Below are 25,514 nucleotides of genomic sequence, written 5' to 3' on the forward strand. Positions count from 1 at the left end.
GGGTCACCCCCGGCGCTTTTTTCGTGTCAGGACACCGGATGGATCGGCACGTAGAACTCGCCGCCCGCGCGGTTGAATTCCTCGGCCTTGGCCTGCATGCCGGCGGCCAGGCCGTCGCTCTCGGCCATGCCGCGCGCGGCGGCGTATTCGCGCACCTCCTGGGTGATCTTCATCGAGCAGAACTTCGGCCCGCACATCGAGCAGAAATGCGCCACCTTGGCCGCGTCCTTGGGCAGCGTCTCGTCGTGGTACTCCTGCGCCGTCTCCGGGTCCAGGCCCAGGTTGAACTGGTCCTGCCAGCGGAACTCGAAGCGCGCCTGCGAGAGCGCGTCGTCGCGCGCGCGTGCGCCGGGGTGCCCCTTGGCCACGTCGGCGGCGTGCGCGGCGATCTTGTAGGCCATGATGCCCTGCTTCACGTCCTCGCGGTCCGGCAGGCCCAGATGCTCTTTCGGGGTCACGTAGCACAGCATGGAGGTGCCCATCCAGCCGATCATGGCCGCGCCGATGGCCGAGGCGATGTGGTCGTAACCGGGGGCGATGTCGATGGTCAGCGGCCCCAGGGTGTAGAACGGCGCCTCGTGGCAGGTCTTCAGCTGCTCGGTCATGTTGGCCTGGATCAGGTGCATGGGCACGTGGCCGGGGCCCTCGATCATGGTCTGCACGTCGTGCTTCCAGGCGGTCTTTGTGAGCTCGCCCAGGGTGTGCAGCTCGGCGAACTGCGCCTCGTCGTTGGCGTCGCTGGCGCAGCCCGGGCGCAGGCCGTCGCCCAGGCTGAAAGAGACGTCGTACGCCTTCATGATGTCGCAGATGTCCTCGAAGTGCTCGTACAGGAAGCTCTCCCGGTGGTGCGCCATGCACCACTTGGCCATGATCGAGCCGCCGCGCGAGACGATGCCGGTGCGCCGATTCGCGGTGAGGTGGATGAAGGCGAGGCGCACGCCGGCGTGGATGGTGAAGTAGTCCACGCCCTGCTCGGCCTGCTCGATCAGCGTGTCGCGGAAGATCTCCCAGGTCAGGTCCTCGGCGATGCCGCCCACTTTCTCCAGCGCCTGGTAGATCGGCACCGTGCCGATCGGCACGGGCGAGTTGCGGATGATCCAGTCGCGCGTGGTGTGGATGTTCTTGCCGGTGGACAGGTCCATGACGTTGTCCGCGCCCCAACGGATCGCCCAGACCAGCTTTTCCACCTCCTCCTCGATGCTGGAGGTGACGGCCGAGTTGCCGATGTTGGCGTTGATCTTGACCTTGAAGTTGCGCCCGATGGCCATCGGCTCGACTTCCGGGTGGTTGATGTTGGACGGGATGATGGCGCGCCCGCGCGCCACTTCGTCGCGCACGAACTCGGGTGTGATGATGCGCGGGATGCTGGCGCCCAGCGGGTTGCCGGCCAGGCGCTGTTCACGTGCGGCGTCCTGCATGTACTGCGCCATCCACTCGCGCTTGCCGTTCTCGCGCAGCGCGACGTATTCCATCTCGGGGGTGACGATGCCGCGCTTGGCGTAGTGCATCTGCGTGACGTTGGCGCCCGCCTTCGCGCGGCGCGGCGTGCGCTGCAGCGCCGAGGCCTGCTCGCGCAGCACCGCCAGCCGCGCGGCGTCCTCGCCGCGCTGGCCGTCGTCCAGCGCCTGGCGCTGGCGGCCGTCGTAGCTTTCGGTGTCGCCGCGCGCCGCGATCCAGCCGCCGCGCACGTCGGCCAGGCCACGGCGCACGTCGATCTCGGCGGCCGGGTCGGTGTAGGGGCCGGAGGTGTCGTAGACGCTGACCAGCTCGCCGTTGGTCAGCCGGATGTCGCGCACCGGCACGCGCAGGTCGGCGCAGCTGCCGTTGATCCAGGACTTGGTCGAGGCGGGAAACGGCTCGCGGGCGCGGGCCAGCAGGTGGGAAAAATCAGCGGGGGCGTTCATGGCGGATGGCACTCCTGTCGGCAATGGAAGGAATGCTCCGCCTCGGCGCGCCAGGGCCCTCGGCGGGACCCTGGGCACATGGGATGGCACCGCGCCGGCCTTGTGGTTTCTTCAGGGCATCGGCGCGCGCACCCATGGCGCTGCAGCTCTTCTTACGCTGGTACTAACCAGATCAAGTTCGCGGTTTTGGCGGTCGGGTCCGCCATCTCAGCACGCCTGTTGCGTTCGTGCACCCCGGAGCAGCGGGCAGTATAGGGGGCTGGCCAGGCACAGCCTGTCGGCACACCCCAGGGTTTCCCCCTGGTCACAACAGCCATGCGTCAAACGGTCGGTATGAAGACCATAGCGCCTGTCGCTTGCTGCACAAGGGCCAACGCGATTTTCCGCTCAGAAACTCAATCCAGGCTCAGGCCAGCCGCTCCAGGACCAGCACGGCGAAGAACACCAAGCCGGCGATCACCGTCCACTTGACGATGACCAGGCCAAAGCGCTTGTAGCGCGCCTGTCCGGTGGCCGCGAAGAAGGCGAACGACACCGCCGCCGCCAGCAGCAGCAGCAGCAAGACCAGCCAGCGAAACAGCAGCATGTGCGCGCTCTGCCCTGCCGTCACCAAGCGCGCAGCGGCTGCGCGAAGCCGCGCGGCGCCAGACGCTCGCTGTCGAAGCTGACCAGTTCCCAGGCATCCTGCTGCGCCAGCAGCGCGCGCAGCAACTGGTTGTTCATGGCGTGGCCCGAGCGGTGCGCGCTGTAGGCGGCCAGCAGCGGTCGGCCGACCAGATACAGGTCGCCCATGGCGTCCAGGATCTTGTGCCGGGCGAACTCGGCGTCGTAGCGCAGGCCGTCGGCGTTCAGCACCTTGTAGTCGTCCATGACGATGGCGTTGTCCAGCCCGCCGCCGAGCGCCCGGCCGCTGGCGCGCAGCATCTCCACATCGCGCGTGAAGCCGAAGGTGCGTGCGCGGGCGATGTCGCGCGCGTAGTTGCCCTCGCCCAGATCGAACTCGACGCTCTGGCCGGTGGAGTCCACCGCCGGGTGCGCGAAATCGATCTCGAAGCGCAGCCTGAAGCCGTGGTAGGGCTCCAGCCGCGCCCATTTCAGCTGCGAGCCCTCGCCCTCGCGCACCTCGACCGGCCGCAGCACGCGGATGAAGCGCTTGGGCGCCTTCTGCAGCTCGATGCCAGCGCTTTGCAGCAGGAACACGAAGGACGCCGACGAGCCGTCCAGGATCGGCACCTCTTCGGCGGTGATGTCGATGTACAGGTTGTCGATGCCAAGGCCCGCGCAGGCCGACATCAGATGCTCCACCGTGTGCACCTTGGCGCCGCCGGCGCCGATGGTCGAGGCCATGCGCGTGTCCACCACCGCCTCGGCGTTGATCGGGATGTCCACCGGCTCGGGCAGGTCGGTGCGGCGAAAGACGATGCCGGTGTCGGCCGCAGCGGGACGCAGCGTCAGCTCGACGCGCTGGCCGCTGTGCAGGCCTACACCCACGGCGCGCGTCAGGGTCTTCAGGGTGCGTTGCTGGAGCATCCCCGGATTTTAGGCGTCCCGTGCTGCCGCAGGGCTTCAGAAGCTGGCCATGGTGCCGATAGAACCGGGGCGCAGGCGCCGGATCGTCACCCGTCCGACTGCCCCGGCGCGTGTGCCACAGCCCCCGTCGCCATCCTTTTCCGCTTTGACTTCCCACCCATGAACAAGCTGACCTTCAAGGCCAAGATCTGGCTGATGCTGGCTACCGCGCTGGCGGCGCTGGTGCTGCTGGCCACCCTGGCGCTGGTGCAGCAGCGCCAGCTGATCGTGCAGGCGCGCCAGGACACCCTCGCGACCGCCGTGCAATCGGCGTACAGCATCGTCATGGCCTACAAGGCACGTGCCGACAGCGGCGCCATGCCGTTGGCCGAGGCACAGGCCGCCGCGCGCGAGGCCGTGCGTCTGTCGCGCTACGGCGGCGCCGACGGGCGCAGCGAATACTTCTACATCTGGACCCTGGACAGCCGCGGCGTGATGCACCCGATCAAGCCCGAGTGGGAGGGGCAGGACATGGCCGGCAAGCTCAAGGATGGCACCGGCCAGGACCTGCTGCGCCAGATCTCCGACGCGCTGGCCGCCAGCCGCGACGGCCGTGCCTTCGTCTCGGCGATGTTCCCGCGCCCGGGGCAGCAGGCGCTGGTGCCCAAGCTGCAGTACGCGGCGCGCGTGGACGGCTGGAACTGGTTCGTCGGCTCGGGCCTGTACATGGACGACGTGGACGCCGCCGTGCGCCAGGCGCTGCTCAAGGATCTGGCGCTGGTGGCCGTGCTGGTGCTGCTGGTGGCGGCCGTGGGCTGGGCGGTGCTGCGCTCGGTGCTGCGCCAGATCGGCGGCGACCCGGCGCAGGCGCTGACCGTCATGGCCGAGGTGGCGCAGGGCCGGCTGCACGCCAGCATCCCGCCGGCGCCGGCCGGTTCGGTGCTGGACGGGCTGGCGCAGATGGTGGCGGCGCTGCGCCGCCTGGTGGCCGAGGTGCGCTCGGCCTCGGACAGCATCGCCACCGCAGCCTCCGAGATCGCCCAGGGCAACAACGACTTGGCGCACCGCACCGAGGACACCGCCAGCAACCTGCAGGCCACGGCCAGCAGCATGGCGCAACTCAGCGGTACCGTGCGCCAGACCTCGGACTCGGCGCAGACCGCCAACCAGCTGACCGGATCGGCCGCACAGGTGGCTGCGCGCGGCGGCGAAGTGGTGCAGCAGGTGGTGCAGACCATGCACGAGATCAACGCCGGCAGCACCCGCATCAGCGACATCACCGGCGTGATCGACTCCATCGCCTTCCAGACCAATATCCTGGCGCTGAACGCGGCCGTCGAGGCGGCGCGCGCCGGCGACTCCGGCCGCGGCTTCGCGGTGGTGGCCGGCGAGGTGCGGCAGCTGGCGCAGCGCTCGGCCGCGGCGGCCAAGGAGATCAAGACGCTGATCCAGGAATCGGTGGCCCGGGTCGAGGACGGCACGCGCTTGGTGGGCAGCGCCGGCAGCACCATGGGCGAGATCGTCGGCAGCGTGCAGCGCGTCTCGGACATCATCGGCGAGATCGGCGCCGCCACGGCCGAGCAGAGCCAGGGCATCGTGCAGGTCAGCACGGCGATGAACCAGTTGGACCAGATGACGCAGCAGAACTCGGCGCTGGTGGAGGAGTCCACCGCCGCCGCCGAGAGCCTGCGCGAGCAGGCCCTCAAACTGACCGAGGTGGTGGCGCTGTTCCGTCTGCATGAAGGCGCAGGCACCGTCCCTGCGCCGCGCGTGCAGCCGGCGGCGCCCCAGACCCGCCCCGCCGCGCCGGCACCCGCTACCCGGCCCACGCCGGCACGCATGGCGGCCCCCGCCAGCGGCGCCAAACCCGCACCGGCACGGGCGCCAGCCCTGGCGGCCACCGCTCCGAAAGCCATGGCCAGCACGGCCGAGGATGACTGGGAGTCGTTCTGACGCGGCTGCGGCGCGCCGCGTGGCGCACCCATGACAAAACCCCGCCGGCTTGCGCCGGCGGGGTTTTTTCTTGCGGCCGGTGTGGTGCCCGGCGCGCCCTTTCAGTCCGCCTGCTTGCGCAGGAAGGCCGGGATGTCCAGTTCGTCCATGCCGCCCGAGGACAGCGCGTCCACCCGCGCCGTGGCCTGCGAGCGGTTGTTGCGCCAGACGCTGGGCACGGCCATGTTGCCGTAGTCGGTGCCGGGCACGCCGCCGGCCACCGCCGTGCCGGCGCCGGGCATGGTGTAGGCGACGTTGTCGGTGCCGGTGCGCAGGCTGCCCTGCACCACCTGCATGGATTGGCGCCGGGCGGCGGCGCGCGTCAGGCCGGTGGCGATCACGGTGACGCGGATCGCGTCGTCCAGCGACTCGTCGTAGGCAGCACCGAAGATGACGTGCGCGTCCTGCGAGGCGTAGGCGTTGATGGTGGTCATGGCCAAGCGCGACTCGGCCAGCTTCAGGCTGCCCTTGGCGGCCGTCACCAGCACCAGCACGCCCTTGGCGCCCGACAGGTCGATGCCCTCCAGCAGCGGGCAGGCAATCGCCTGCTCGGCGGCGATGCGCGCGCGGTCCGGTCCGGTGGCGGTGGCTGTGCCCATCATGGCGCGGCCGGGCTCGCCCATCACCGTGCGCACGTCCTCGAAGTCGACGTTGACCTGGCCGTACTCGTTGATGATCTCGGCGATGCCGCCCACGGCGTTCTTCAGCACGTCGTTGGCGTGGGAGAAGGCTTCCTCCTGGCCGATGTCGTCGCCCAGCACCTCCAGCAGCTTCTCGTTGAGCACCACGATCAGCGAATCGACGTTGGCCTCCAGCTCGGCCAGCCCCTCTTCGGCGTTCTTCATCTTGCGCGGGCCTTCCCAGTCGAACGGCTTGGTGACCACGCCGACGGTCAGGATGCCCATCTCCTTGGCCACGCGCGCGATCACCGGTGCGGCGCCGGTGCCCGTGCCGCCGCCCATGCCAGCGGTGATGAACAGCATGTTGGCGCCGGCGATCGCCTGGCGGATGTCCTCCTCGGCCTGGCCGGCGGCTTCGCGGGCGCGCTCGGGCTTGTTGCCCGCGCCCAGGCCGTTGTGGCCCAGCTGGATGGTGCGGTGCGCCGAACTGCGCAGCAGCTGCTGCGCGTCGGTATTAGCGCTGATGAACTCCACGCCTTGCACGCTGCGGGCGATCATGTGCTCGACGGCATTGCCCCCGCCGCCGCCAACGCCGATCACCTTGATGTGCGTACCCTGGTGGAACTCTTCGGACTCGATCATTTCGATGGGCATGTGCTGGGCTCCTGTAACTGTCGTGAACTATGGACTGGCCGTAAAAAGACTGTCAATGGCTGATGAGGGTGAACGATGCTGCGTGGCCCCGCCGGGTGCGGGCCAGCAGGGCGCCAGCGGCCGCGTTTTCGGTGTCGCAGGAAGTGCATGTCAGAAGTTCCCCACGATGAAATCCTTGAAGCGGCCGAAGGCGGTCTTGACCGAGCCGCTCTTGGCCGCGACCTTGAAGCCGCGCAGACGCGCCAGGCGCGCCTCTTCCAGCAGCCCCATGACGGTGGCCGCGCGCGGCTGGGCGATCATGTCGGCCAGCGCGCCGGAATACTTGGGCATGCCGCGGCGCACCGGCTTGAGGAAGATGTCCTCGCCCAGCTCGACCATGCCGGGCATCACCGCGCTGCCGCCGGTGAGCACGATGCCCGAGGACAGCACCTCCTCGTAGCCGGATTCGCGGATGACCTGCTGTACCAGCGAGAAGATTTCCTCCACGCGCGGCTCGATCACGCCGGCCAGCGCCTGGCGCGAGAGCATGCGCGGGCTGCGGTCGCCCAGGCCGGGCACCTCGACCTGCGCCTCGGGGTCGGCCAGCAGCTGCTTGGCGTAGCCGTTTTCGACCTTGATGTCCTCGGCGTCCTTGGTCGGGGTGCGCAGCGCCATGGCGATGTCGCTGGTGATCAGGTCGCCAGCGATCGGGATCACCGCGGTGTGCCGGATCGCGCCGCCGGTGAACACCGCCACGTCGGTGGTGCCGGCGCCGATGTCCACCAGCGCCACGCCCAGTTCACGCTCGTCATCGGTCAGCACCGCATGGCTGGAGGCCAGCGGGTTGAGCATCAGCTGCTCGACCTCCAGGCCGCAGCGGCGCACGCACTTGATGATGTTCTCGGCCGCGCTTTGCGCCCCCGTCACGATGTGGATGTTGGCTTCCAGCCGGATGCCGCTCATGCCGATCGGCTCGCGCACGTCCTGCCCGTCGATCACGAACTCCTGCGGCTCGACCAGCAAGAGCCGCTGGTCGCTGGAGATGTTGATCGCCTTGGCGGTCTCGACCACCCGCGCCACGTCGGTGGCGGTGACCTCGCGGTCCTTGATGGCCACCATGCCGCGTGAGTTGCGCCCGCGGATGTGGCTGCCGGTGATGCCGGTGTACACGCGCTGGATCTTGCAGTCGGCCATCAGCTCGGCCTCCTTCAATGCCTGCTGGATGCTCTGCACCGTGGCGTCGATGTTGACCACCACGCCGCGCTTGAGGCCGTTGCCCGGTGCCACACCCAAGCCGGCCAGCTTCAGCTCGCCGTTGCCCATGACCTCGGCCACCACCGCCATGACCTTGGCCGTGCCGATGTCCAGCCCCACCACGACGTCCTTGTATTCCCTTGCCATCGCTTGTTTCCGCCCTCAATGGTTCTGTGTGGCGCGGCGCGCCGCCGCGCTCGCCGGTGCCGTGCGCGGCGCGGCGCGCCCGGCCTTGTTGTTGTGTCTGGCCGCTTCCTCGGCGCTCACCGTGGTCACGCCGCGCAGGCGCAGCGCGTAGCCGCCGGAATGGCGCAGGTCGGCGTATTCCAGCGCCGCGGCGCTGCGCCCGCCCTGCTGCTGCGCGACCTGCGGCAAGGTGGTGACCAGGCGGCGAACGCGCCGCAGCACCTCGTCCTGCGCGCCGCCGCCCAGCTCCAGCAGCGCGCCGCTGTCCAGCAGCACGCGCCAGCCGCCGTGCGGGGTGAGCGTCAGGGTATCCAGCGGTGTGCCCAGCGGGGCCAGCAGCGGCACCAGCAGCTGCGCCATGCGCAGCATCTCCGGGGCGCGCTCGGGCGTGCCGATCAGGCGCGGCAGGCCGTTGTCGTCCAGCTCGTCGGACTCGGCCTCGAAGACCTCGCCGAAACGGTCCACCAGCATGCCGCTGCCCTCGGCGCCCCAGTGCGCCGCGGCCTGGTGTTCCTGCAGCAGCACGCGCAGGCCGCTGGGGAACTCACGCCGCACCTGCGCGCTGCGCACCCAGGGCACCTGCTCGAACGCGCGGCGCGCGGCCTGCAGGTCCAGCGTCAGGAAGTTGCCGGCCAGCTGCGGCGCCACGTTGGCACGCAGGCTCAACGGGCTGGTGTGCGCCAGGTCGCCCTCGACCACGATGCGCGCCACGGCAAAGGCCGGCAGGCGCAGCAGCCAGTGGCCACCCGCCCACAGCACGGCCAGCGCCACGCCGATGAACAGCACCGTGGCGGTACCGTTCATCAGGCGCACGTCCAGCGGTGCGGGCAGCGTGGCGGCGGCGTTCATGGCGTGACGCGCTCCTGCGCAGCGCCGCTGCGGCCCTGCAGCGCGTCCAGCGACGCGCCGGCCAGGATGCGCAGGCACAGGTCCTCGTAGCCGATACCCGCCGCACGCGCGGCCATGGGCACCAGCGAGTGGCCGGTCATGCCGGGCGAGGTGTTGATCTCCAGCAGGAAGGGCTGGCGGTCGCCTTTGCGCACCATGATGTCGGCGCGCGCCCAGCCGCGGCAGCCCAGCGTGCGGAAGGATTGCACCGCCAGCGCGCGGAGGCGCGCCTCCTCGGCCTCGGGCAGGCCGCTCGGGCAGTGGTACTGGGTGGCGTCGGTGAAGTACTTGTTCTGGTAGTCGTAGTTGCCGTCCGGCGCCTCGATGCGGATCAGCGGCAGTGCCTCGGCACCCGCGCCCTGGCCGAGCACCGGGCAGGTGGTCTCGTCGCCGTCGATGAACTGCTCGCACAGCACCTCGGGGTCCAGGCGCGCGGCCAGCAGGTAGGCCTGCTCGCACTGGCCGATGGAGGTCACCTTGGTCAGGCCCAGTGTCGAGCCCTCGCGCGAGGGCTTGACGATCATCGGCGCGCCCAGCTCCCGGAAGGCGCGCGCGGTCTCGTCGGCGCTGGCCACCAGGCGCCAGTCGGGCGTGGGCAGCCCTTCGAAGCGCCAGATGCGCTTGGTCATGATTTTGTCCATGGCGATGCTGGAGGCCATCACCCCGGGGCCGGTGTAGGGAATGCCCAGCAGCTCCAGCGCGCCCTGCACCGTGCCGTCCTCGCCGTGGCGCCCGTGCAGCGCGATGAAGCAGCGCGCGTAGCCATGCTTTTTCAGCTCGCCCAGGTCGGCCTGCGCCGGGTCGAAGGCGTGCGCGTCCACGCCGCGCGAGCGCAGCGCATTCAGCACCCCGCCGCCGGACATCAGCGACACCTCGCGCTCGTTGGAGGTGCCGCCCATCAGCACCGCCACCTTGCCCAGGCCGGCGCTGTCGATTTTTGGATCAAAAGAGCTCATCGCCCATCTCCCATCACGGCTTCGCGCTCCTTTTGTTGTAGCAATTGTGCCAGCTGGCCGGCCACCGCGCCGATCGAGCCGGCGCCCATGCACAGCACCACGTCGCCATCCCGGGCCAGCTGTGCCAGGCGCGCCGGCAGCTGCCGCACGTCGGGCACCAGCAGCGGCTGCAGCCGCCCCGCCCGGTCCACCGCCTGCGCCAGTGCCGCGCCGTCGGCGCCGGCCAGCGGCGCCTCGCCGGCGGCGTAGACCTCGGTCAGCACCAGCGCGTCGGCCTGGCCCAGCACCTGCACGAAGTCGTCGAAGCAGTCGCGCGTGCGGCTGTAGCGGTGCGGCTGGAAGGCCAGCACGATGCGCCGTCCGGGCCAGGCGCCGCGCGCGGCGGCCAGCGTGGCGGCCAGCTCGACCGGGTGGTGGCCGTAGTCCTCGATCAGCGTGAACTGCCCGCCGCCGGCCGCCGGCAGCTCGCCATGGCCCTGGAAGCGCCGGCCCACGCCGCTGAAGCCGGCCAGCGCGCGCAGCAGCGCCGCGTCGGGCACCTCCAGCTCGGCGGCGATGGCAATCGCCGCCAAGGCGTTGCGCACGTTGTGCACGCCGGGCAGGTTCAGCACCACGGACAGCGTCGGCAGGGTTTCGCCGGCGACTTCGCGCTGCACGGAAAAGTGCATCTGCGTGCCGACGGCGCGCACGTCCAGCGCGCGCACCTGCGCGTCCTCGGCCAGGCCGTAGCGCGTTACCGGCCGCTGCAGGCGCGGCAGGATGGCGCGCGCCGCCGGGTCATCGACGCAGACGATGGCACGGCCATAGAAGGGCATGCGGTGCAGGAACTCGACGAAGGCCTGCTCCAGCCGGGCGAAGTCGTGGCCGTAGGTCTCCATGTGGTCGGCGTCGATGTTGGTCACCACTGCCATCACCGGCAGCAGGTTCAGGAACGACGCATCGGACTCGTCGGCCTCGACCACGATGAACTCGCCGCTGCCCAGCCGGGCGTTGCTGCCGGCGCTGTTCAGGCGCCCGCCGATGACGTAGGTCGGGTCCAGCCCGCCCTCGGCCAGGATGCTGGCCACCAGGCTGGTGGTGGTGGTCTTGCCGTGCGCGCCGGCGATGGCGATACCGCGCTTGATGCGCATCAGTTCGGCCAGCATCAGCGCGCGCGGCACCACCGGGATGCCGGCGGCGCGTGCGGCCCGCACCTCGGGGTTGTCCGGCTGCACGGCGGTCGAGGTGACCACCGCGTCGGCGCCATCGATGTGCGCCGCCGCGTGGCCGACATGCGTGGCGATGCCCAGCGCGGCCAGGCGCTGCAGCGCCGCGCTGTCCGCCAGGTCGGAGCCGGAGACGCGGTAGCCCAGGTTGTGCAGCACCTCGGCGATGCCGCACATGCCCGAGCCGCCGATGCCGACGAAGTGGATGTGACGGATGGCGTGTTTCATTGCGCGGCTAATTCCTCGCAGGCCATGGCCACCTCACGGGCGGCCTGGGTCTTTTGCATGTTCTTGGCCTTCAGCCCATGTTCCACCAGGGCCTCTCGCTTCACATTCAATAGCAGACCGGCCAGCCAGGCGGGCGTCAGCTGGTCCTGCGGCACCAGCCAGCCGGCGCCGGCGTCGGTCAGGAAGCGGGCGTTGTGCGTCTGGTGGTCGTCCACCGCGAACGGGAACGGCACGAACACCGCCGCCGCGCCCACGGCGGCGATCTCGGTCACGGTGCTGGCGCCGGCGCGGCAGACGATCAGGTCAGCATCGGCATAGGCGGCGGCGGTGTCGTCGATGAAGGGTGTCAGCTCGGCCTGCACGCCAGCGGCCTGGTAGTTGGCGCGCAAGGCGTCGATCTGCGCGGCGCCGCTCTGGTGCAGCACCTGCGGGCGCTGGCTTTCAGGCAGCAGCGCCAGCGCCTGCGGCACGATCTCGTTGAGCGCGCGCGCGCCCAGGCTGCCGCCGACGACCAGCAGCCGCAGAGGCCCGCTGCGCCCGGCGAAGCGCTCGGCTGGCCCGGGCTGCTGCAAGAAGGCGGCGCGCAGCGGGTTGCCGACCCACTGCGTCCGGCGCCCGGCCAGCACGCCGGGAAACGCCGTGAAAACGCGCGAGGCGACCAGCGACAGCAGGCGGTTGGCCATCCCCGGCACCGAGTTCTGCTCGTGCAGCACCAGCGGGCGGCCGCTGGCGGCGGCGACCAGCCCGCCGGGGAAGGTGACGTAGCCGCCCAGCCCGACCACTACGTCCGGACGCACGCGGCGCAGCACGCTCCACGCCTGGGCGAAGGCGCGCAGCAGCCGCACCGGCAGCAGCGCCAGCGTCAGCAGCCCCTTGCCGCGCACGCCGGAGAAATCGATGGCCTCGAAGATGAAGCCGTGCGGCGGCACGATGCGCGATTCCATGCTGCCGGGCGTGCCCAGCCAGTGCACGCGCCAGCCGCGCGCGCGCAGCTCCTCGGCCACGGCCAGGCCGGGGAAGATATGGCCGCCGGTGCCGCCGGCCATGATGAGCGCGGTCTTACCGGTCACGGGCGGCCTCCCCTCATCAACAACTTATTCTCGTAGTCGACGCGCAGCACCACCGCGAGGGCCACCAGGTTCATCAGGATGGCCGAGCCGCCGAAGCTCATCAGCGGCAGCGTCAGGCCCTTGGTCGGCAGCGCGCCCAGGTTCACGCCCATGTTGATGAACGCCTGGAAGCCGATCCACATAGCCACGCCCTGCGCCACCAGGCCAGAGAACACCCGGTCCAGCGCGATCGCCTGGCGGCCGATCTGCATGATGCGGCGCGTCAGCCACAGGAAGGCCAGGATCAGCACCAGCACGCCGACCAGGCCGAATTCCTCGCCGATCACGGCCAGCAGGAAGTCGGTGTGCGCCTCGGGCAGCCAGTGCAGCTTTTCCACGCTGCCCCCGAGGCCGACGCCGAAAATCTCGCCGCGCCCGATGGCGATCAGCGCGTGCGACAGCTGGTAGCCCTTGCCCAGCGCGTGCGCCTCGGAAAACGGGTCGAGGTAGGCAAAGATGCGTTCGCGCCGCCAGGGCGAGAGCCAGACCATGGCGGCGAAGGCCAGCACCAGCACGGCGGCGATGACAAAGAACATGCGCGCGTTCACCCCGCCCAGGAACAGGATGCCCATGGCGATCACGGCGATCACCATGAACGCGCCCATGTCGGGCTCGGCCAGCAGCAGCCCGCCGACGATGGCCACCGCCAGCCCCATGGGCAACACGGCGCGGAAGAACCGCTCCTTGACCTCCATCTTGCGCACCATGTAGTCGGCCGCGTAGATCAGCACCGCGAACTTGGCCAGCTCGGACGGCTGGAAGTTCATGATCCCCAGGCTCAGCCAGCGGCGCGCGCCGTTGACCACCGTGCCGACGTGCGGGATCAACACCGCCACCAAGAGCGCCAGCGACAGCAGGAACAGCCAGCGCGCGCGCCGCTCCCAGATCTTCATCGGCACCTGGAACGCCAGCAGCGCGGCGACGAAGCCGATGCCGATGGCCAGCAGGTGGCGCACCACGAAGTGCGTCGGCTTGATGGCGCCGAAGCGCGGGTTGTCGGGCATGGCGATCGACGCCGAATAGACCATGACCACGCTGAAGGCCAGCAGCAACGCCACCATCCAGATCAGCGCCTGGTCGAAGCCCAGCACGTGCGCCGGCGTGGCAGCGGTGCGGCGGTATTCGGTGCCGCCGACGCGCACCGGCAGCGCGTCCACGCTGTCCGGCTCGCGGCGCGCGGCGAGCTGGCGCAGACGCGCAAGCAGGCCGGGGCGGGCAGCGGCGGCAGTCATGCCAGACCTCCGGCGGTGAAGGGCTGGCCGGCGTCCTCGGCCAGTGCCTGCACCGCATCGCGGAATACCTGGGCGCGGTGGGCATAGCCGTTGAACATATCCCAGCTGGCGCAGGCGGGCGACAGCAGCACGGCGTCGCCGGCGTGGGCGCGCGCGGCGGCCTGGCGCACGGCGCCCTCCAGCGTGGCGGCGTCCATCAGCGGCACGCCGCAATCCTGCAGCGCAGCGCGGATGCGCGGCGCGTCGCGCCCGATCAGCAGCGCCGCGCGTGCGTGGCGCGCCAGCGGCGCGGCCAGCGGCGCAAAGTCCTGGCCCTTGCCGTCGCCGCCCAGGATGACGATCAGCCGGTGCTCGGCGCCCAGGCCGTTCAGGGCGGCCACGGTGGCACCGACGTTGGTGCCCTTGCTGTCGTCGAAATACTCCACGTCCTGCACGATGGCCACGGGCTCGACGCGGTGCGGCTCGCCGCGGTACTCGCGCAGGCCGTACAGCAAAGCGGACAGCGGGCAGCCGGCCGCCTGCGCCAGCGCCAGCGCGGCCAGGGCATTGGTGGCGTTGTGCCGGCCGCGAATGCGCAAAGCGCCCTCGGGCATCAGGCGCTGCAGGTGCAGTTCCTCCTGGGTGCCAGCGCGCGCGGCGCGGCCGCGCTGCGCGGTCTCGTCGGCCTCGTGCGCGCGTACCAGCCAGGCCATGCCGCCGGCGACCTCGATGCCGAAGTCGCCCGGGCGGCGCGGCAGGTCGGCGCCGAAGGTGACGTGCGCGCGTCGCACCAGCGTGGCCGGCCGGCCGCGTGCACCGGCCACGCGCTCGGGTGCGGGCAGCATGGCCATCACCGCCGGGTCGTCGCGGTTGAGCACCATCAGCGCCTGCTGGCCGAAGATGCGCGCCTTGACGGCGCCATAGGCCTGCATGTCGCCGTGCCAGTCCAGGTGGTCCTGCGTCAGGTTCAGCACCGTGGCGGCGCCGGGCTCGAAGCCGTGCGCGGCGTCGAGCTGGAAGCTGGACAGCTCCAGCACCCAGGCGTCTGGCAAGTCGCCCGCATCCAGACGTTCGGACAGCGTGTCCAGCAGCGACGGGCCGATGTTGCCGGCCACGGCCGCGTTGCGCCCGGCGTGCTGCAGCAGGTGGTGCGTGAGCGCGGTGACGGTGGTCTTGCCGTTGGTGCCGGTCACCGCCAGCACGGCCGGGGCGTAGGCGCAGGCGGCGCGTAGCCGGGTCAGCGCCTCGGAAAACAGGTCCAATTCGCCTCCAGCCCTTATTCCACGTTGGCCTGCAGCTTCCAAAACAGGAGCAACCTCGACCGGCGTCAGGCCGGGCGAGCGGTACACCGCCGTCAGTCCCTCGGCCTCGCCCAGGGCTGCGCAGAACGGCCCGGCGACGAAGCGCGCCTGTGGCAGCTCGGCCTGCAGCGCGGCCAGTTGCGGCGGCGCGGCGCGCGTGTCGGCCACGGTGACGGCGGCGCCGCAGCGCGCGCACCAGCGCGCCATCGCCAGGCCCGAGTCGCCCAGGCCGAGCACCAGCACCTGCTGGCCCTGCAGCAGGCCGTCGAGGGCCTGCCGGGGCGCCACCACGCTCGCGGCCGGAGCCGCATCCACGCCCGGTGCAGCAGCTGGTGCAGCACCGTCCAGCGCTGCGGGCGTGCCGGCATCCGGCTGTGGCGCTTCTTCCGCACGCACCTCGGCGAAGAGGCGCGCGACGAACTGCGCCGCCTCGGCGGCGGCGTTCAGTGCGGGCGCGGCCATCGGGGCGGTGTCCGGCGGGGTCGGGGGCGTGCGCTCGTCGTTCATCTCAGTTTTCTGCGGCGCTGTGTGCTGCCCACAGCCCACGGAACCGGCGCGACCCATGCGCGGACAGCCACGCAAGGGCCGCCCCGCCGCGTGGGCTGCGTCCCCCTGCCCGCATGGCGCAGTAATGCGAGAGCGGGAGAAAGGCCCGAAGGGACTCAGGGGGGTGTCGTTTCATCGCAGCTTCAGGGTGGACAGGCCGACCAGGCACAGCAGCATGGTGATGATCCAGAAGCGCACCACCACCTGGGTCTCCTGCCAGCCGCTTTTCTCGAAGTGGTGGTGCAGCGGCGCCATCTTCAGCAGGCGCCGGCCCTCGCCATAGCGCCGCTTGGTGTACTTGAACCAGACCACCTGCAGCATCACCGAGATCGCCTCGACCACGAAGATGCCGCCCATCACCGCCAGCACGATCTCCTGGCGCACGATGACGGCGATGGTGCCCAGGGCGGCGCCCAGCGCCAGCGCGCCGACGTCGCCCATGAAGACCTGCGCCGGGTGCGTGTTGAACCACAGGAAGGCCAGCCCGGCGCCGGCCATGGCGGCGCAGAAGATCAGCAATTCGCCGGCGCCGGCGATGTAGGGGAACAGCAGATACTTGGAATAGCTGGCGCTGCCCGTCACGTAGGCGAAGATGCCCAGCGCCGAGCCGACCATGATCACCGGCATGATGGCCAGGCCGTCCAGCCCGTCGGTCAGGTTCACGGCGTTGCTCGAGCCGACGATGACCAGGTAGGTCAGGATGACGAAGCCCAGCACGCCCAGCGGGTAGCTGACCTCCTTGAAGAACGGCAGTAGCAGCCCGGCTTTGGGCGGCAGGTCCAGCGCGAAGCCCGACTGCACCCAGGTGACGAACAGCTCGAACACGCGGGCGTTGGAATTCTCGGAGATCGAGAACACCAGGTACAGCGCCGCCAGCAGGCCGATGACCGACTGCCAGAAGTATTTCTCGCGCGAGCGCATGCCCTCGGGGTCCTTGTTGACCACCTTGCGCCAGTCGTCCACCCAGCCGATGGCGCCAAAGCCCAGCGTCACCGCCAGCACGATCCAGACGAAGCGGTTGGACAGGTCGAACCACAGCAGCGTGGAAATCGCGATCGACAGCAGGATCAGCACGCCGCCCATGGTCGGCGTGCCGCTCTTGGCCAGGTGCGTCTGCATGGCGTAGCCGCGGATCGGCTGGCCGATCTTCAGCGCGCTCAGCATGCGGATCACGCGCGGGCCGGCGATCAGGCCAATCAGCAGCGCCGTGGACGCCGCCATGACGGCGCGCAGCGTCAGGTACTGGAACACGCGCAGAAAGCCCAGCTCGGGCGACAGGCCCTGGAGCCACTGGGTCAGCATCAGCAGCATGCCGCTTCCCCCGCCTGCTCGATAGCTTGCACCACCTGCTCCATGCGCATGAAGCGCGAGCCCTTGACCAGCACGCTGGCCGTGCCGGGCAGCGCCGCGCGCACCGCCACCTGTAGCTCTGCCATGTCGGCGAAATGCCGCGCCACTGGCGCGCCGCAGGCGCTGGCCGTGTGCGCGCTCAAAGCGCCCAGGGCATAGACCTGCTCGATGCCGGCGGCGCGCGCCTGCGCGCCGGCCTCGGCATGGAATTGCGCACCCTGCTGGCCCACCTCGCCCATGTCGCCCAGCACCAGCAGGCGCGGCGCGGGCAGTGCGGCCAGCACGCGGATGGCCGCCTGCACCGAGTCGGGGTTGGCGTTGTAACTGTCGTCCACCACCGTGAGGGCGCGCCCGTCCACCTGCAACGCCAGCGCGCGTGAGCGGCCGGTGACGGGCCGGAAGTCCGCCAGCCCCTGGGCGATGGCCGGCAGCGGTGCGCCGGCGGCCAGCGCACAGGCGGCGGCCGCCAGGGCGTTGTCCACGTTGTGCCGGCCGGCGATGTGCAGCCGCACGTCGCACGCGTCCTGCGGCGTGCCGAGGCGCACCTGCCAAGCGCCGCCCTGCCAGTGGGCATCGTCGGCGCGCACGTCGCCGCCCGCGCCGAAGGTCAGGCAGCGGCGCGCGCCCACCAGTGTGCGCCACAGGGGCGTGAACTCGTCTTGCGCCGGGAAAACCGCCGTGCCGTCCGCGGGCAGCGCGGCCAGCACGCTGCCGTTCTCGCGCGCCACCGCCTCCACCGTGTGCATGAATTCCAGGTGCTCGCGCTGGGCGTTGTTCACCAGCGCCACGGTGGGCTGGGCCATGGCCCCCAGGCGGGCGATCTCGCCGGGGTGGTTCATGCCCAGCTCGACCACCGCCGCGCGGTGCCCGCCCGACAGGCGCAGCAGCGTCAGCGGCACGCCGATCTCGTTGTTCAGGTTGCCGCGCGTGGCCAGGGCGGCGTCGCCCAGCCAGGCGCGCAGGATGGCGGCGACCATCTGCGTCACCGTGGTCTTGCCGTTGCTGCCGGTGACGGCGATCAGCGGCAGCGCGAACTGCGCGCGCCAGCCGGCGGCCAGCGCGCCCAGGGCCACCAGGCTGTCGGGCACCTCAATGCCGGGCAGGCCGGCGGCCTGCAGGCCGCGCTCGGCCAGCGCCGCCACCGCGCCACCGGCGCGCGCCTGCGCAAGGAAGTCGTGCGCGTCGAAGCGCTCGCCGCGCAGCGCCACGAACAGGTCGCCCGCAGCCAGGCTGCGGGTGTCGGTATGCACGCGCGCCAGCGGCGTGGCGCCGTCGCCCAGCAGGCGCGCCTGCGGCACGCGCGCGTGCACCAGGGCATGCGCCTGGGCCAGGGTCAGCTGCGGGGTGGGGGAAACGGGATTCACAGGCAAAACAGGTTCTTCTTGAGTGTCAGGCAGCAGGCCGGCGCGCCAGGGCGGCGCGCGCGTGCTCCAGGTCGGAGAACGGCCGGCGCACGCCGTGGACTTCCTGGTAGTCCTCGTGCCCCTTGCCGGCGATCAGCAGCACGTCGCGCGCATCGGCCTCGGCAATCGCCTGGGCAATGGCGGCGGCGCGGTCGACCTCGGCACGCACGTGGGTGCTGGCGATGGTGCCGGCAAGGATCTGGTGGACGATGGCCGCGGGCTCCTCGCCGCGCGGGTTGTCGCTGGTGACGAGGACCTGGTCGGCGCCCTTTTGCGCCTCTGCGCCCATCAGCGGGCGTTTGCCAGGGTCGCGGTTGCCGCCGCAGCCGAACACGCACCACAGCCGGCCGCCGCGTTGCGCCGCCATGGGCGCCAGCGCCACCAGCGCCTGCGCCAGGGCATCGGGCGTGTGGGCATAGTCCACCGCCACCAGCGGCTGGCCGGCGCCGCCCAGCTGCTGCATGCGGCCGGGCACGGGGTCGAGCTGCGCGCAGGCGCGCACCGCGGCGTCCAACGGCACGCCCAAGGCGCGCAGGCCGGCGATCACGCCCAGCAGGTTGGAGACGTTGAACAGGCCGACCAGCCGGGTCTGCAGCCGCTCGGCGTGCACGCCCTCGGCGACGGTGAAGGCCAGGCCGGCGTCGGTGGCGGTGATGTCCTGCGCGCGCAGGCGCGCATCCTGGCGCAGCGACACGCTCCACAGGTCCAGCGCGCCGCCGTCCAGCCCGGCATGCAGCTCTGCGCCGCGCGCGTCGTCGATGTTGACCACCGCCGCCTGCAGCCCCGGCCAGTCGAACAGCACGCGCTTGGCCTGCCAGTAGGCGGCCATTCCGGGGTGGTAGTCCAGGTGGTCCTGGGTGAAGTTGGTGAAGAGCGCGACGCGGATGCGCGTGCCGGCCAGACGCTGCTCGGCCAAGCCGATGGACGAGGCCTCGATGGCGCAGGCGCGCAGGCCGGCGTCGGCAAAACCGGCGAACGCGCGCTGCAGCTGCACCGGGTCAGGCGTGGTCAGACCGGTGGCGACCAGCTCGGGCGGCACGCCGATGCCCAAAGTGCCTACCAGCCCGCATCCCGCACCGGCATATAGCTCCTGCTTCGATAGCACATGCAGTGCTTCGGCGAGCCACCAGGCGCTGCTGGTCTTGCCGTTGGTGCCGGTCACGGCCAGCACATCCAGGCGCGCGCTGGGCTGGCCGAACCATTCGGCGGCGATCATTCCGGTGGCGCTTTTCAGGCCATGCAGCGCGGCGATGCGCTCGTCGCCGCCGAAGTCGAAGGCCTGCACACCCTGGGCCTCGACCAGGCAGGCCGCGGCGCCGCGCGCCAGGGCGCCCGCGACATGCGCGCGTCCGTCGGTGGCGGCGCCCGGCCAGGCGATGAAGGCATCGCCTGGCTCGACTTGGCGGCTGTCGGTGCGCAGCGTGCCGCTGGCGCGCGCGCGCAGCCAGGCTTGCACCTGCGGCAGCGTCTCGAGCAGCTGCGGGGCGCTCATACGGATTCCTCCACCGGGTTGGCGACGATCTGCGGCTTCACGGCCATATCGGGCTGCACGCCCATCAGCCGCAGCGTCTGCTGCACCACCTCGCTGAACACCGGCGCGGCGACGGTGCCGCCATAGATGGTGCCGTTGTTCGGCTCGTCGACCATGACGGCGACGATCAGGCGCGGGTCCTCGACCGGCGCCAGGCCTGTGAACCAGGCACGGTACTTGCCGACGGCATAGCCCTTGCCGGCCTGCTTGCGCGCCGTGCCCGACTTGCCGCCCACCGAATAGCCCACGGTCTGCGCCTTCTGGCCGGTGCCGCCCGGGCCGGCGGCCATCTGCAGCATCTTGCGCACCTGGTTGGCGGTGCGCGGCGAGAACACCGGCACACCCACGGGTGGCTGGTCGCTCTTGAGCATGGTGCCGGGGATGATCTTGCCGTCGTTGGCGAATACGGTGTAGGAGCGCGCCATCTGGAACAGACTGGCCGACAGGCCATAGCCATAGCTCATGGTGGCCTGCTCGATGGGCCGCCAGCTCTTGTAGGGGCGCAGCCGGCCGGTCACGGCGCCGGGAAACGAGATCTGCGGCTTCTGCCCGAAGCCCAGCGCCGAGAAGGTCTCCCACATCTCCTGCGCCGGCATCTGCATGGCCAGCTTGGTGGTGCCGACGTTGCTGGACTTCTGGATCACGCCGGCCACCGTCAGCACGCCGTAGTTGTGCGTGTCGTTGATGGTCGAGCCGGTGATGGTGATGCGCCCGGGCGTGGTGTCGATCAGCGTCTCCGGCCGCACCCGGCCGGACTCCAGCGCCAGCGCCACGGTGATCGGCTTCATGGTCGAGCCCGGCTCGAAGGTGTCGGTCAGGGCGCGGTTGCGCAGCTGCTCGCCGGTCAGGTTGCGCCGCTTGTCGGGCACGTAACTGGGGTAGTTGGCCAGCGCCAGCACCTCGCCGGTGCGCGCGTCCAGCACCACCACGCTGCCGGCCTTGGCCTTGTGGAAGGCGACCGTGTCGCGCAGCTTCTGGTAGGCGAAGAACTGCACCTTGCTGTCGATGGACAGCTGCAGGTCGCGCCCGTCCACCGGCGGCACCTCGGCGCCCACACCCTCCACCACCCGGCCCAGGCGGTCCTTGATGACGCGCATCGAGCCGGGCTTGCCGGCCAGCTCCTTGTCGAAAGCCAGCTCCATGCCTTCCTGGCCGTGGTCCTCGACGTTGGTGAAGCCGACGATATGCGCCGCCGACTCGCCCTCGGGGTACTGGCGCTTGTATTCCTTGCGCTGGTAGATGCCCTTGAGCCCCAGGGCGGCGATCTGCTGGCCCACGTCCCAGTCCAGTTGGCGCTTGATCCAGACGAAGGTCTTGTCCTCGTCGGCCAGCTTGGCCATGAGCTGGGGCAGCGGCATCTCCAGCAGCCGCGCCAGCTCCTTGAGCTTCTTGCCGGCATCGGGGCCGTCGGTGTCCACGTCCTCGGGAATGGCCCAGATGCTGGCCGCCGGGACGCTGGACGCCAGGATCAAACCGTTCCTGTCCAGGATGCGGCCACGGTTCGCCGGCAGCTCCAGCGTGCGAGCAAAACGCACCTCGCCCTGGCGCTGGAAGAAGTCGTTGCCGATGACCTGCACGTAGGCCGCGCGCGCCGCCAGCCCGCAAAAGCCCAGCGCCACCAGCGCCACGATGAAGCGGCTGCGCCACACCGGCGTGCGGCTGGCCAGCAGCGGGCTGGAGGTATAGGCCAGGCTGCGGCTGCTCATCGCGCGGTCCTTGCAGGGGTGGGCACGACCTCCGGCACCGGCATGGCCACGGCTTGGCCATCCTCGGTCACCCACTGGGTGATCGCCGGTGTGGCCATGCGCATGTGCAGCTGGTCGCGCGCCAGCGCCTCGATGCGCAGCGGCGTGGCCTGGGCACGGCGCTCGACCTGCAGGCGCTTGTGGTCGCTCTCCAGCTGACGGCTTTCCGCCAGCGCGCGGTGCAGCGCGGTGTACAGCCGGCGCGCCTCGTACTGGGTGTGCACGATGGCCATGGCGCTGCCCATCACGGCCACCAGCAGCAGCAGGCTGATGCGGGTCATCGCGCCGCCACCTTTACGGCCGGCACCGCTGGCAGGCGGGCGCTCATGCCGGCACCCCGGTGCGCTCGGCCACGCGCATCACGGCGCTGCGCGCGCGCGGGTTGGCTGCCACTTCGGCCGCACCCGGCTTGACGCGCGCCAGCGCCACCAGCCGCATGGGCGCGGGCTGGGCAAACGGCGCGCGCCGGTCATAGACCTCCTTGGAGTGCTCGGCGATGAACTGCTTGACGATGCGGTCTTCCAGCGAGTGGAAGCTGATGACCACCAGCCGCCCGCCGGGCGCCAGCACCTTCAGGCTGGCCGACAGCGCTTGGCGCAGCTCTTCCAGCTCGGCGTTGATGTAAATCCGAAAAGCCTGAAAGGTGCGCGTGGCGGGGTGTTGGCCAGGCTCGCGGGTCTTGACCGCGCCAGCCACGAGGTCGGCCAGTTCGGCAGTGCGCGCGAGAGCTCCCTGCTTCTCGCGCCGAGCAACAATCGCCTTTGCAATGGGGCCAGCAAACCGTTCTTCGCCATAGTCACGTATCACCTCCGCTATTGCGCCCATCTCGGCTGTGGCCAGCCAGTCGGCCACGCTCTGGCCGCGCGTGGGGTCCATGCGCATGTCCAGCGGGCCGTCGAAACGGAAACTGAAGCCGCGCTCGGCCTCGTCGATCTGCGGCGAGCTCACACCCAGGTCCAGCAGCACGCCGCTGGCGCTGCCCGCAGGCAGCTCGTCCAGGTGGCGAAAACCTTCGTGGCAAATCTCCAGACGTGGATCTTCAGCCTGGATGCGCCGCGCCTCGGCCACCGCCTGCGGGTCTTTGTCGAACGCGATCAGGCGGGCTCCTGCGTCCAGCTGCGCCAGCACACGGCGCGAGTGCCCGCCACGTCCAAAGGTGCCGTCAACGAAACAACCGCGCGCGCCCAGCGGGCCGCCGAGCAGCGCCTCGACCGCCTCGTGCAGCAAGACCGTGGTGTGCACCAGGGGCGCGTTCATGCGACGGCGCTCCCGTTCAGAAAGAGAAGTCCTGCAGCGCCTCGGGCATCCCGGCCTGCATGGCCGCGGCCTCCTTGGCCTCGTAGGTGGCCTTGTCCCACAGCTCTAGGTGCGAGCCCATGCCCAGCAGCATGGCTTCGCGCTCCAGTGCGGCGGCCGCACGCAGCTCGGGCGAGACCAGCACCCGGCCGGTGCCGTCCAGCTCCACGTCCATGGCGTTGCCCAGGAAGATGCGCTTCCACCATTGCGCCGACAGCGGCAGCGCCGCGACGCGGGCGCGAAATCCCTCCCACTCCTGGCGCGGAAAGATCAGCAGGCAGCCCTCGGGGTGTTTGGTCAGCGTGATCTGCCGACCCAGGGCATCGCGGTGCCGGGTGGGAACGGACAGCCGCCCCTTGGCATCCAGGCTCAGCGATGACGCCCCTTGGAACATGAAAAATGGACCCCTCGGTCAGATGTGGGTGGCTCGGCATGGGACAGAAAAAACACGCGCCGAGGGCACTTTTCACCACTTTTTGGCACTTTCTTGCACTTTAGCAGGAAACACCCCGCGGGCAAGCCGCCGGGCAGCGCCGGCAAGGCCAATCAAATCAAGGAGTTAAGCACTTCCAGGGACGCCATCTTTGGCCAAAAAACCCTTGCCCTCCAATCACTTAGCGAGGTCTATGGAAGTGCTTTGTAAGGCGTGTAAAAGGCCTCCGGACAACGCATCACAGGATGTATCGGGACAAATCCTCATCCTGGCTCAGGCTGCCCAGCCGCGTGTCCACGTAGGCCGCATCGACCACCACCGCCTGCCCCGCCAGCTGCACCGCGCCGAAGCTGACCTCGTCCAGCAGCCGCTCCATGACGGTGGCCAGGCGGCGCGCGCCGATGTTCTCGGTGCGCTCGTTCACGTCGCAGGCGATGTGCGCCAGGCGGGTGATGCCGTCCGGGGTGAACTCCAGCCGCACGCCCTCGGTGGCCAGCAGCGCCTGGTACTGGCGCACCAGCGAAGCGTCGGTCTGCATCAGGATGGCCTCGAAATCGGCCACTGACAGCGAACCCAGTTCGACGCGGATCGGAAAGCGCCCCTGCAGCTCCGGGATCAGGTCGCTCGGCTTGGCCAGGTGGAAGGCGCCCGATGCGATGAACAGCATGTGGTCGGTCTTGACCATGCCGTACTTGGTCGAGACCGACGTGCCCTCGACCAGCGGCAGCAGGTCGCGCTGCACGCCCTGGCGCGAGACCTCGGCGCCGCCCGCCTCCTGGCGCGAGGCGACCTTGTCGATCTCGTCGATGAAGACGATGCCGTTCTGCTCGGCATTCTGCAGCGCGCGGGTACGCACCTCCTCCTCGTTGACCAGCTTGCCCGCCTCCTCGTCGGTCAACAGGCGCAGCGCCTCGGCGATCTTCAGGCGGCGCGTGCGCCGCCGCTCCTGGCCCATCTGGCTGAACATGCCGCGCAGCTGCTCGGCCATGTCCTCCATGCCCTGCGGGCCCATGATCTCCAGTTGCGGGCGCGCGTCGGCCACGTCGATGTCGATCTCCTTGTCGTCCAGCTGGCCCTCGCGCAGCTTCTTGCGGAACGCCTGGCGCGTGGCGCTGCCGTCCGAAGTGCCTTCCGCGCCGCGCGCCGGCGGCAGCAACGCGTCCAGGATGCGCTCCTCGGCCGCGTCCTCGGCACGCGTGCGCAGCTTCTTCATGTCGGCCTCGCGCGTTTGCTTGACGGCCACCTCGACCAGATCGCGCACGATGGCGTCCACGTCCTTGCCGACGTAGCCGACCTCGGTGAATTTCGTCGCCTCGACCTTGATGAACGGCGCGTCCGCCAGCCGCGCCAGGCGCCGGGCGATCTCGGTCTTGCCCACGCCGGTGGGGCCGATCATCAATATGTTCTTGGGCGTGATCTCGGCGCGCAGGCCGGCGTCGACCTGCTGGCGGCGCCAGCGGTTGCGCAGCGCGATGGCCACGGCGCGCTTGGCGTCGTGCTGGCCGACGATGTGGCGGTCGAGTTCGGAGACGATCTCCTGCGGGGTCATGGAAAGGGACATGCTGCGGCCTGCCAGGGGAGAATTTAAAGCCAAATCGGCCGGTAGCCCTTTTGAATAAAGGGTATCCAGCTATCAAAAAATGAGTATCAGACGCTCAGAGCGTTTCGATGGTGTGGTGCATGTTGGTATAGATGCACAGCTCGCCGGCGATCGCCAGCGACTTGGCGACGATCTCCTGGGCGCTCAGGTCGGTGTTGTCCAGCAGCGCCTTGGCGGCCGAGTGCGCGTAGGCGCCGCCCGAGCCGATGGCGACGATGCCCTGTTCAGGCTCCAGCACGTCGCCGTTGCCGGTGATGATCAGCGAAGCGCTGGCGTCGGCCACGGCCAGCATGGCTTCCAGCTTGCGCAGCACGCGGTCGGTGCGCCAGTCCTTGGTCAGCTCGATGGCGGCGCGCGTCAGGTAGCCCTGGTGCTTGTCCAGCTTGGCCTCGAAACGCTCGAACAGCGTGAAGGCGTCGGCCGTGGCGCCGGCGAAGCCGGCCAGCACGCGGCCGTGGTGCAGCCGGCGCACCTTGCGCGCCGAGCCCTTGACGACGATGTTGCCCAGGGTGACCTGCCCGTCGCCGCCGATGGCGACCTGCGCGCTGCCGTCGGGGAGCATGCGCCGCACGCTCAGGATGGTGGTGCCGTGAAACTGTTCCATGAGAGTCCGA

At 70.3% G+C, this 25,514-nt stretch carries 21 protein-coding genes and 1 riboswitch; of the genes, 1 reads left to right on the forward strand and 20 read right to left on the reverse strand.

Features of this window, described 5'->3' with window-relative positions:
* Positions 1-26: 26 nt before the first annotated feature.
* The 3 genes from thiC to lpxC form a co-directional block, all read right to left on the reverse strand.
* Positions 27-1,904 carry a phosphomethylpyrimidine synthase ThiC gene (gene thiC, locus BLQ61_RS07490; protein ID WP_091568484.1) on the reverse strand — a complete coding sequence of 626 codons (1,878 nt, stop codon included), beginning with the start codon at positions 1,902-1,904 and terminating at the stop codon, positions 27-29.
* Between the two features lie 132 nt (positions 1,905-2,036).
* Positions 2,037-2,151, reverse strand: a riboswitch (TPP riboswitch).
* A 159-nt stretch (positions 2,152-2,310) separates the two neighbouring features.
* Positions 2,311-2,490: a hypothetical protein gene (locus tag BLQ61_RS07495; RefSeq protein ID WP_091568670.1), complete on the reverse strand. Its 180-nt coding sequence runs from the start codon at positions 2,488-2,490 to the stop codon at positions 2,311-2,313.
* Positions 2,491-2,510: 20 nt separating this feature from the next.
* Positions 2,511-3,434: a UDP-3-O-acyl-N-acetylglucosamine deacetylase gene (gene lpxC, locus BLQ61_RS07500; RefSeq protein ID WP_091568487.1), complete on the reverse strand. Its 924-nt coding sequence runs from the start codon at positions 3,432-3,434 to the stop codon at positions 2,511-2,513.
* A gap of 159 nt (positions 3,435-3,593) precedes the next feature.
* Here lpxC and BLQ61_RS07505 point away from each other — a divergent pair, with 159 nt between their 5' ends.
* Positions 3,594-5,366: a methyl-accepting chemotaxis protein gene (locus BLQ61_RS07505; protein WP_091568489.1), complete on the forward strand. Its 1,773-nt coding sequence runs from the start codon at positions 3,594-3,596 to the stop codon at positions 5,364-5,366.
* 101 nt (positions 5,367-5,467) lie between these two features.
* Here BLQ61_RS07505 and ftsZ read toward each other — a convergent pair whose 3' ends face one another.
* From ftsZ to hslV, 17 genes are all read right to left on the reverse strand, one after another.
* Positions 5,468-6,679, reverse strand: a complete 1,212-nt coding sequence (ftsZ, locus tag BLQ61_RS07510) for a cell division protein FtsZ (protein WP_091568492.1) — start codon at positions 6,677-6,679, stop codon at positions 5,468-5,470.
* A gap of 150 nt (positions 6,680-6,829) precedes the next feature.
* On the reverse strand, positions 6,830-8,059 hold the full coding sequence (gene ftsA, locus BLQ61_RS07515; RefSeq protein ID WP_091568495.1) for a cell division protein FtsA: 1,230 nt from the start codon (positions 8,057-8,059) through the stop codon (positions 6,830-6,832).
* A gap of 15 nt (positions 8,060-8,074) precedes the next feature.
* Positions 8,075-8,947 carry a cell division protein FtsQ/DivIB gene (locus BLQ61_RS07520; protein ID WP_091568498.1) on the reverse strand — a complete coding sequence of 291 codons (873 nt, stop codon included), beginning with the start codon at positions 8,945-8,947 and terminating at the stop codon, positions 8,075-8,077.
* Positions 8,944-9,942, reverse strand: a complete 999-nt coding sequence (locus tag BLQ61_RS07525; protein ID WP_091568501.1) for a D-alanine--D-alanine ligase — start codon at positions 9,940-9,942, stop codon at positions 8,944-8,946. The genes BLQ61_RS07520 and BLQ61_RS07525 overlap by 4 nt, the downstream gene beginning before the upstream one ends.
* Positions 9,939-11,375: a UDP-N-acetylmuramate--L-alanine ligase gene (gene murC / locus BLQ61_RS07530; protein ID WP_091568504.1), complete on the reverse strand. Its 1,437-nt coding sequence runs from the start codon at positions 11,373-11,375 to the stop codon at positions 9,939-9,941. Before murC ends, BLQ61_RS07525 begins: the two co-directional genes overlap by 4 nt.
* Positions 11,372-12,421 carry an undecaprenyldiphospho-muramoylpentapeptide beta-N-acetylglucosaminyltransferase gene (murG, locus tag BLQ61_RS07535; RefSeq protein WP_175488242.1) on the reverse strand — a complete coding sequence of 350 codons (1,050 nt, stop codon included), beginning with the start codon at positions 12,419-12,421 and terminating at the stop codon, positions 11,372-11,374. The genes murC and murG overlap by 4 nt, the downstream gene beginning before the upstream one ends.
* Positions 12,422-12,441: 20 nt before the next feature.
* Positions 12,442-13,716: a putative lipid II flippase FtsW gene (gene ftsW / locus BLQ61_RS07540; protein WP_091568508.1), complete on the reverse strand. Its 1,275-nt coding sequence runs from the start codon at positions 13,714-13,716 to the stop codon at positions 12,442-12,444.
* On the reverse strand, positions 13,713-15,503 hold the full coding sequence (gene murD / locus BLQ61_RS07545; RefSeq protein WP_091568511.1) for a UDP-N-acetylmuramoyl-L-alanine--D-glutamate ligase: 1,791 nt from the start codon (positions 15,501-15,503) through the stop codon (positions 13,713-13,715). Before murD ends, ftsW begins: the two co-directional genes overlap by 4 nt.
* Before the next feature lie 171 nt (positions 15,504-15,674).
* Positions 15,675-16,853, reverse strand: a complete 1,179-nt coding sequence (gene mraY / locus BLQ61_RS07550; RefSeq protein ID WP_091568514.1) for a phospho-N-acetylmuramoyl-pentapeptide-transferase — start codon at positions 16,851-16,853, stop codon at positions 15,675-15,677.
* A complete protein-coding gene (locus BLQ61_RS07555; protein WP_091568516.1) occupies positions 16,844-18,256 on the reverse strand; it encodes a UDP-N-acetylmuramoyl-tripeptide--D-alanyl-D-alanine ligase in 1,413 nt (470 codons plus the stop codon). The genes mraY and BLQ61_RS07555 overlap by 10 nt, the downstream gene beginning before the upstream one ends.
* A gap of 25 nt (positions 18,257-18,281) precedes the next feature.
* Positions 18,282-19,787 carry a UDP-N-acetylmuramoyl-L-alanyl-D-glutamate--2,6-diaminopimelate ligase gene (locus BLQ61_RS07560; protein ID WP_091568519.1) on the reverse strand — a complete coding sequence of 502 codons (1,506 nt, stop codon included), beginning with the start codon at positions 19,785-19,787 and terminating at the stop codon, positions 18,282-18,284.
* Positions 19,784-21,532, reverse strand: coding sequence for a peptidoglycan D,D-transpeptidase FtsI family protein (locus tag BLQ61_RS07565; protein ID WP_091568522.1), 1,749 nt, complete (start codon positions 21,530-21,532; stop codon positions 19,784-19,786). Before BLQ61_RS07565 ends, BLQ61_RS07560 begins: the two co-directional genes overlap by 4 nt.
* Entirely contained in the window at positions 21,529-21,852 is a 324-nt protein-coding gene (gene ftsL / locus BLQ61_RS07570) for a cell division protein FtsL (RefSeq protein WP_091568525.1), read from the reverse strand. The genes BLQ61_RS07565 and ftsL overlap by 4 nt, the downstream gene beginning before the upstream one ends.
* Positions 21,853-21,895: 43 nt before the next feature.
* Complete coding sequence (rsmH, locus tag BLQ61_RS07575) at positions 21,896-22,828, reverse strand: 16S rRNA (cytosine(1402)-N(4))-methyltransferase RsmH (protein WP_091568527.1); 933 nt, start codon at positions 22,826-22,828, stop codon at positions 21,896-21,898.
* Between the two features lie 16 nt (positions 22,829-22,844).
* Complete coding sequence (gene mraZ / locus BLQ61_RS07580; RefSeq protein WP_091568530.1) at positions 22,845-23,261, reverse strand: division/cell wall cluster transcriptional repressor MraZ; 417 nt, start codon at positions 23,259-23,261, stop codon at positions 22,845-22,847.
* 277 nt (positions 23,262-23,538) lie between these two features.
* Positions 23,539-24,861, reverse strand: coding sequence for an ATP-dependent protease ATPase subunit HslU (gene hslU / locus BLQ61_RS07585; protein WP_091568533.1), 1,323 nt, complete (start codon positions 24,859-24,861; stop codon positions 23,539-23,541).
* 94 nt (positions 24,862-24,955) lie between these two features.
* On the reverse strand, positions 24,956-25,504 hold the full coding sequence (hslV, locus tag BLQ61_RS07590) for an ATP-dependent protease subunit HslV (protein WP_091568536.1): 549 nt from the start codon (positions 25,502-25,504) through the stop codon (positions 24,956-24,958).
* Between the last annotated feature and the right edge of the window lie 10 nt (positions 25,505-25,514).

The sequence above is a fragment of the Oryzisolibacter propanilivorax genome (assembly GCF_900103645.1).
Taxonomy (GTDB): Bacteria; Pseudomonadota; Gammaproteobacteria; order Burkholderiales; family Burkholderiaceae_C; genus Melaminivora; species Melaminivora propanilivorax.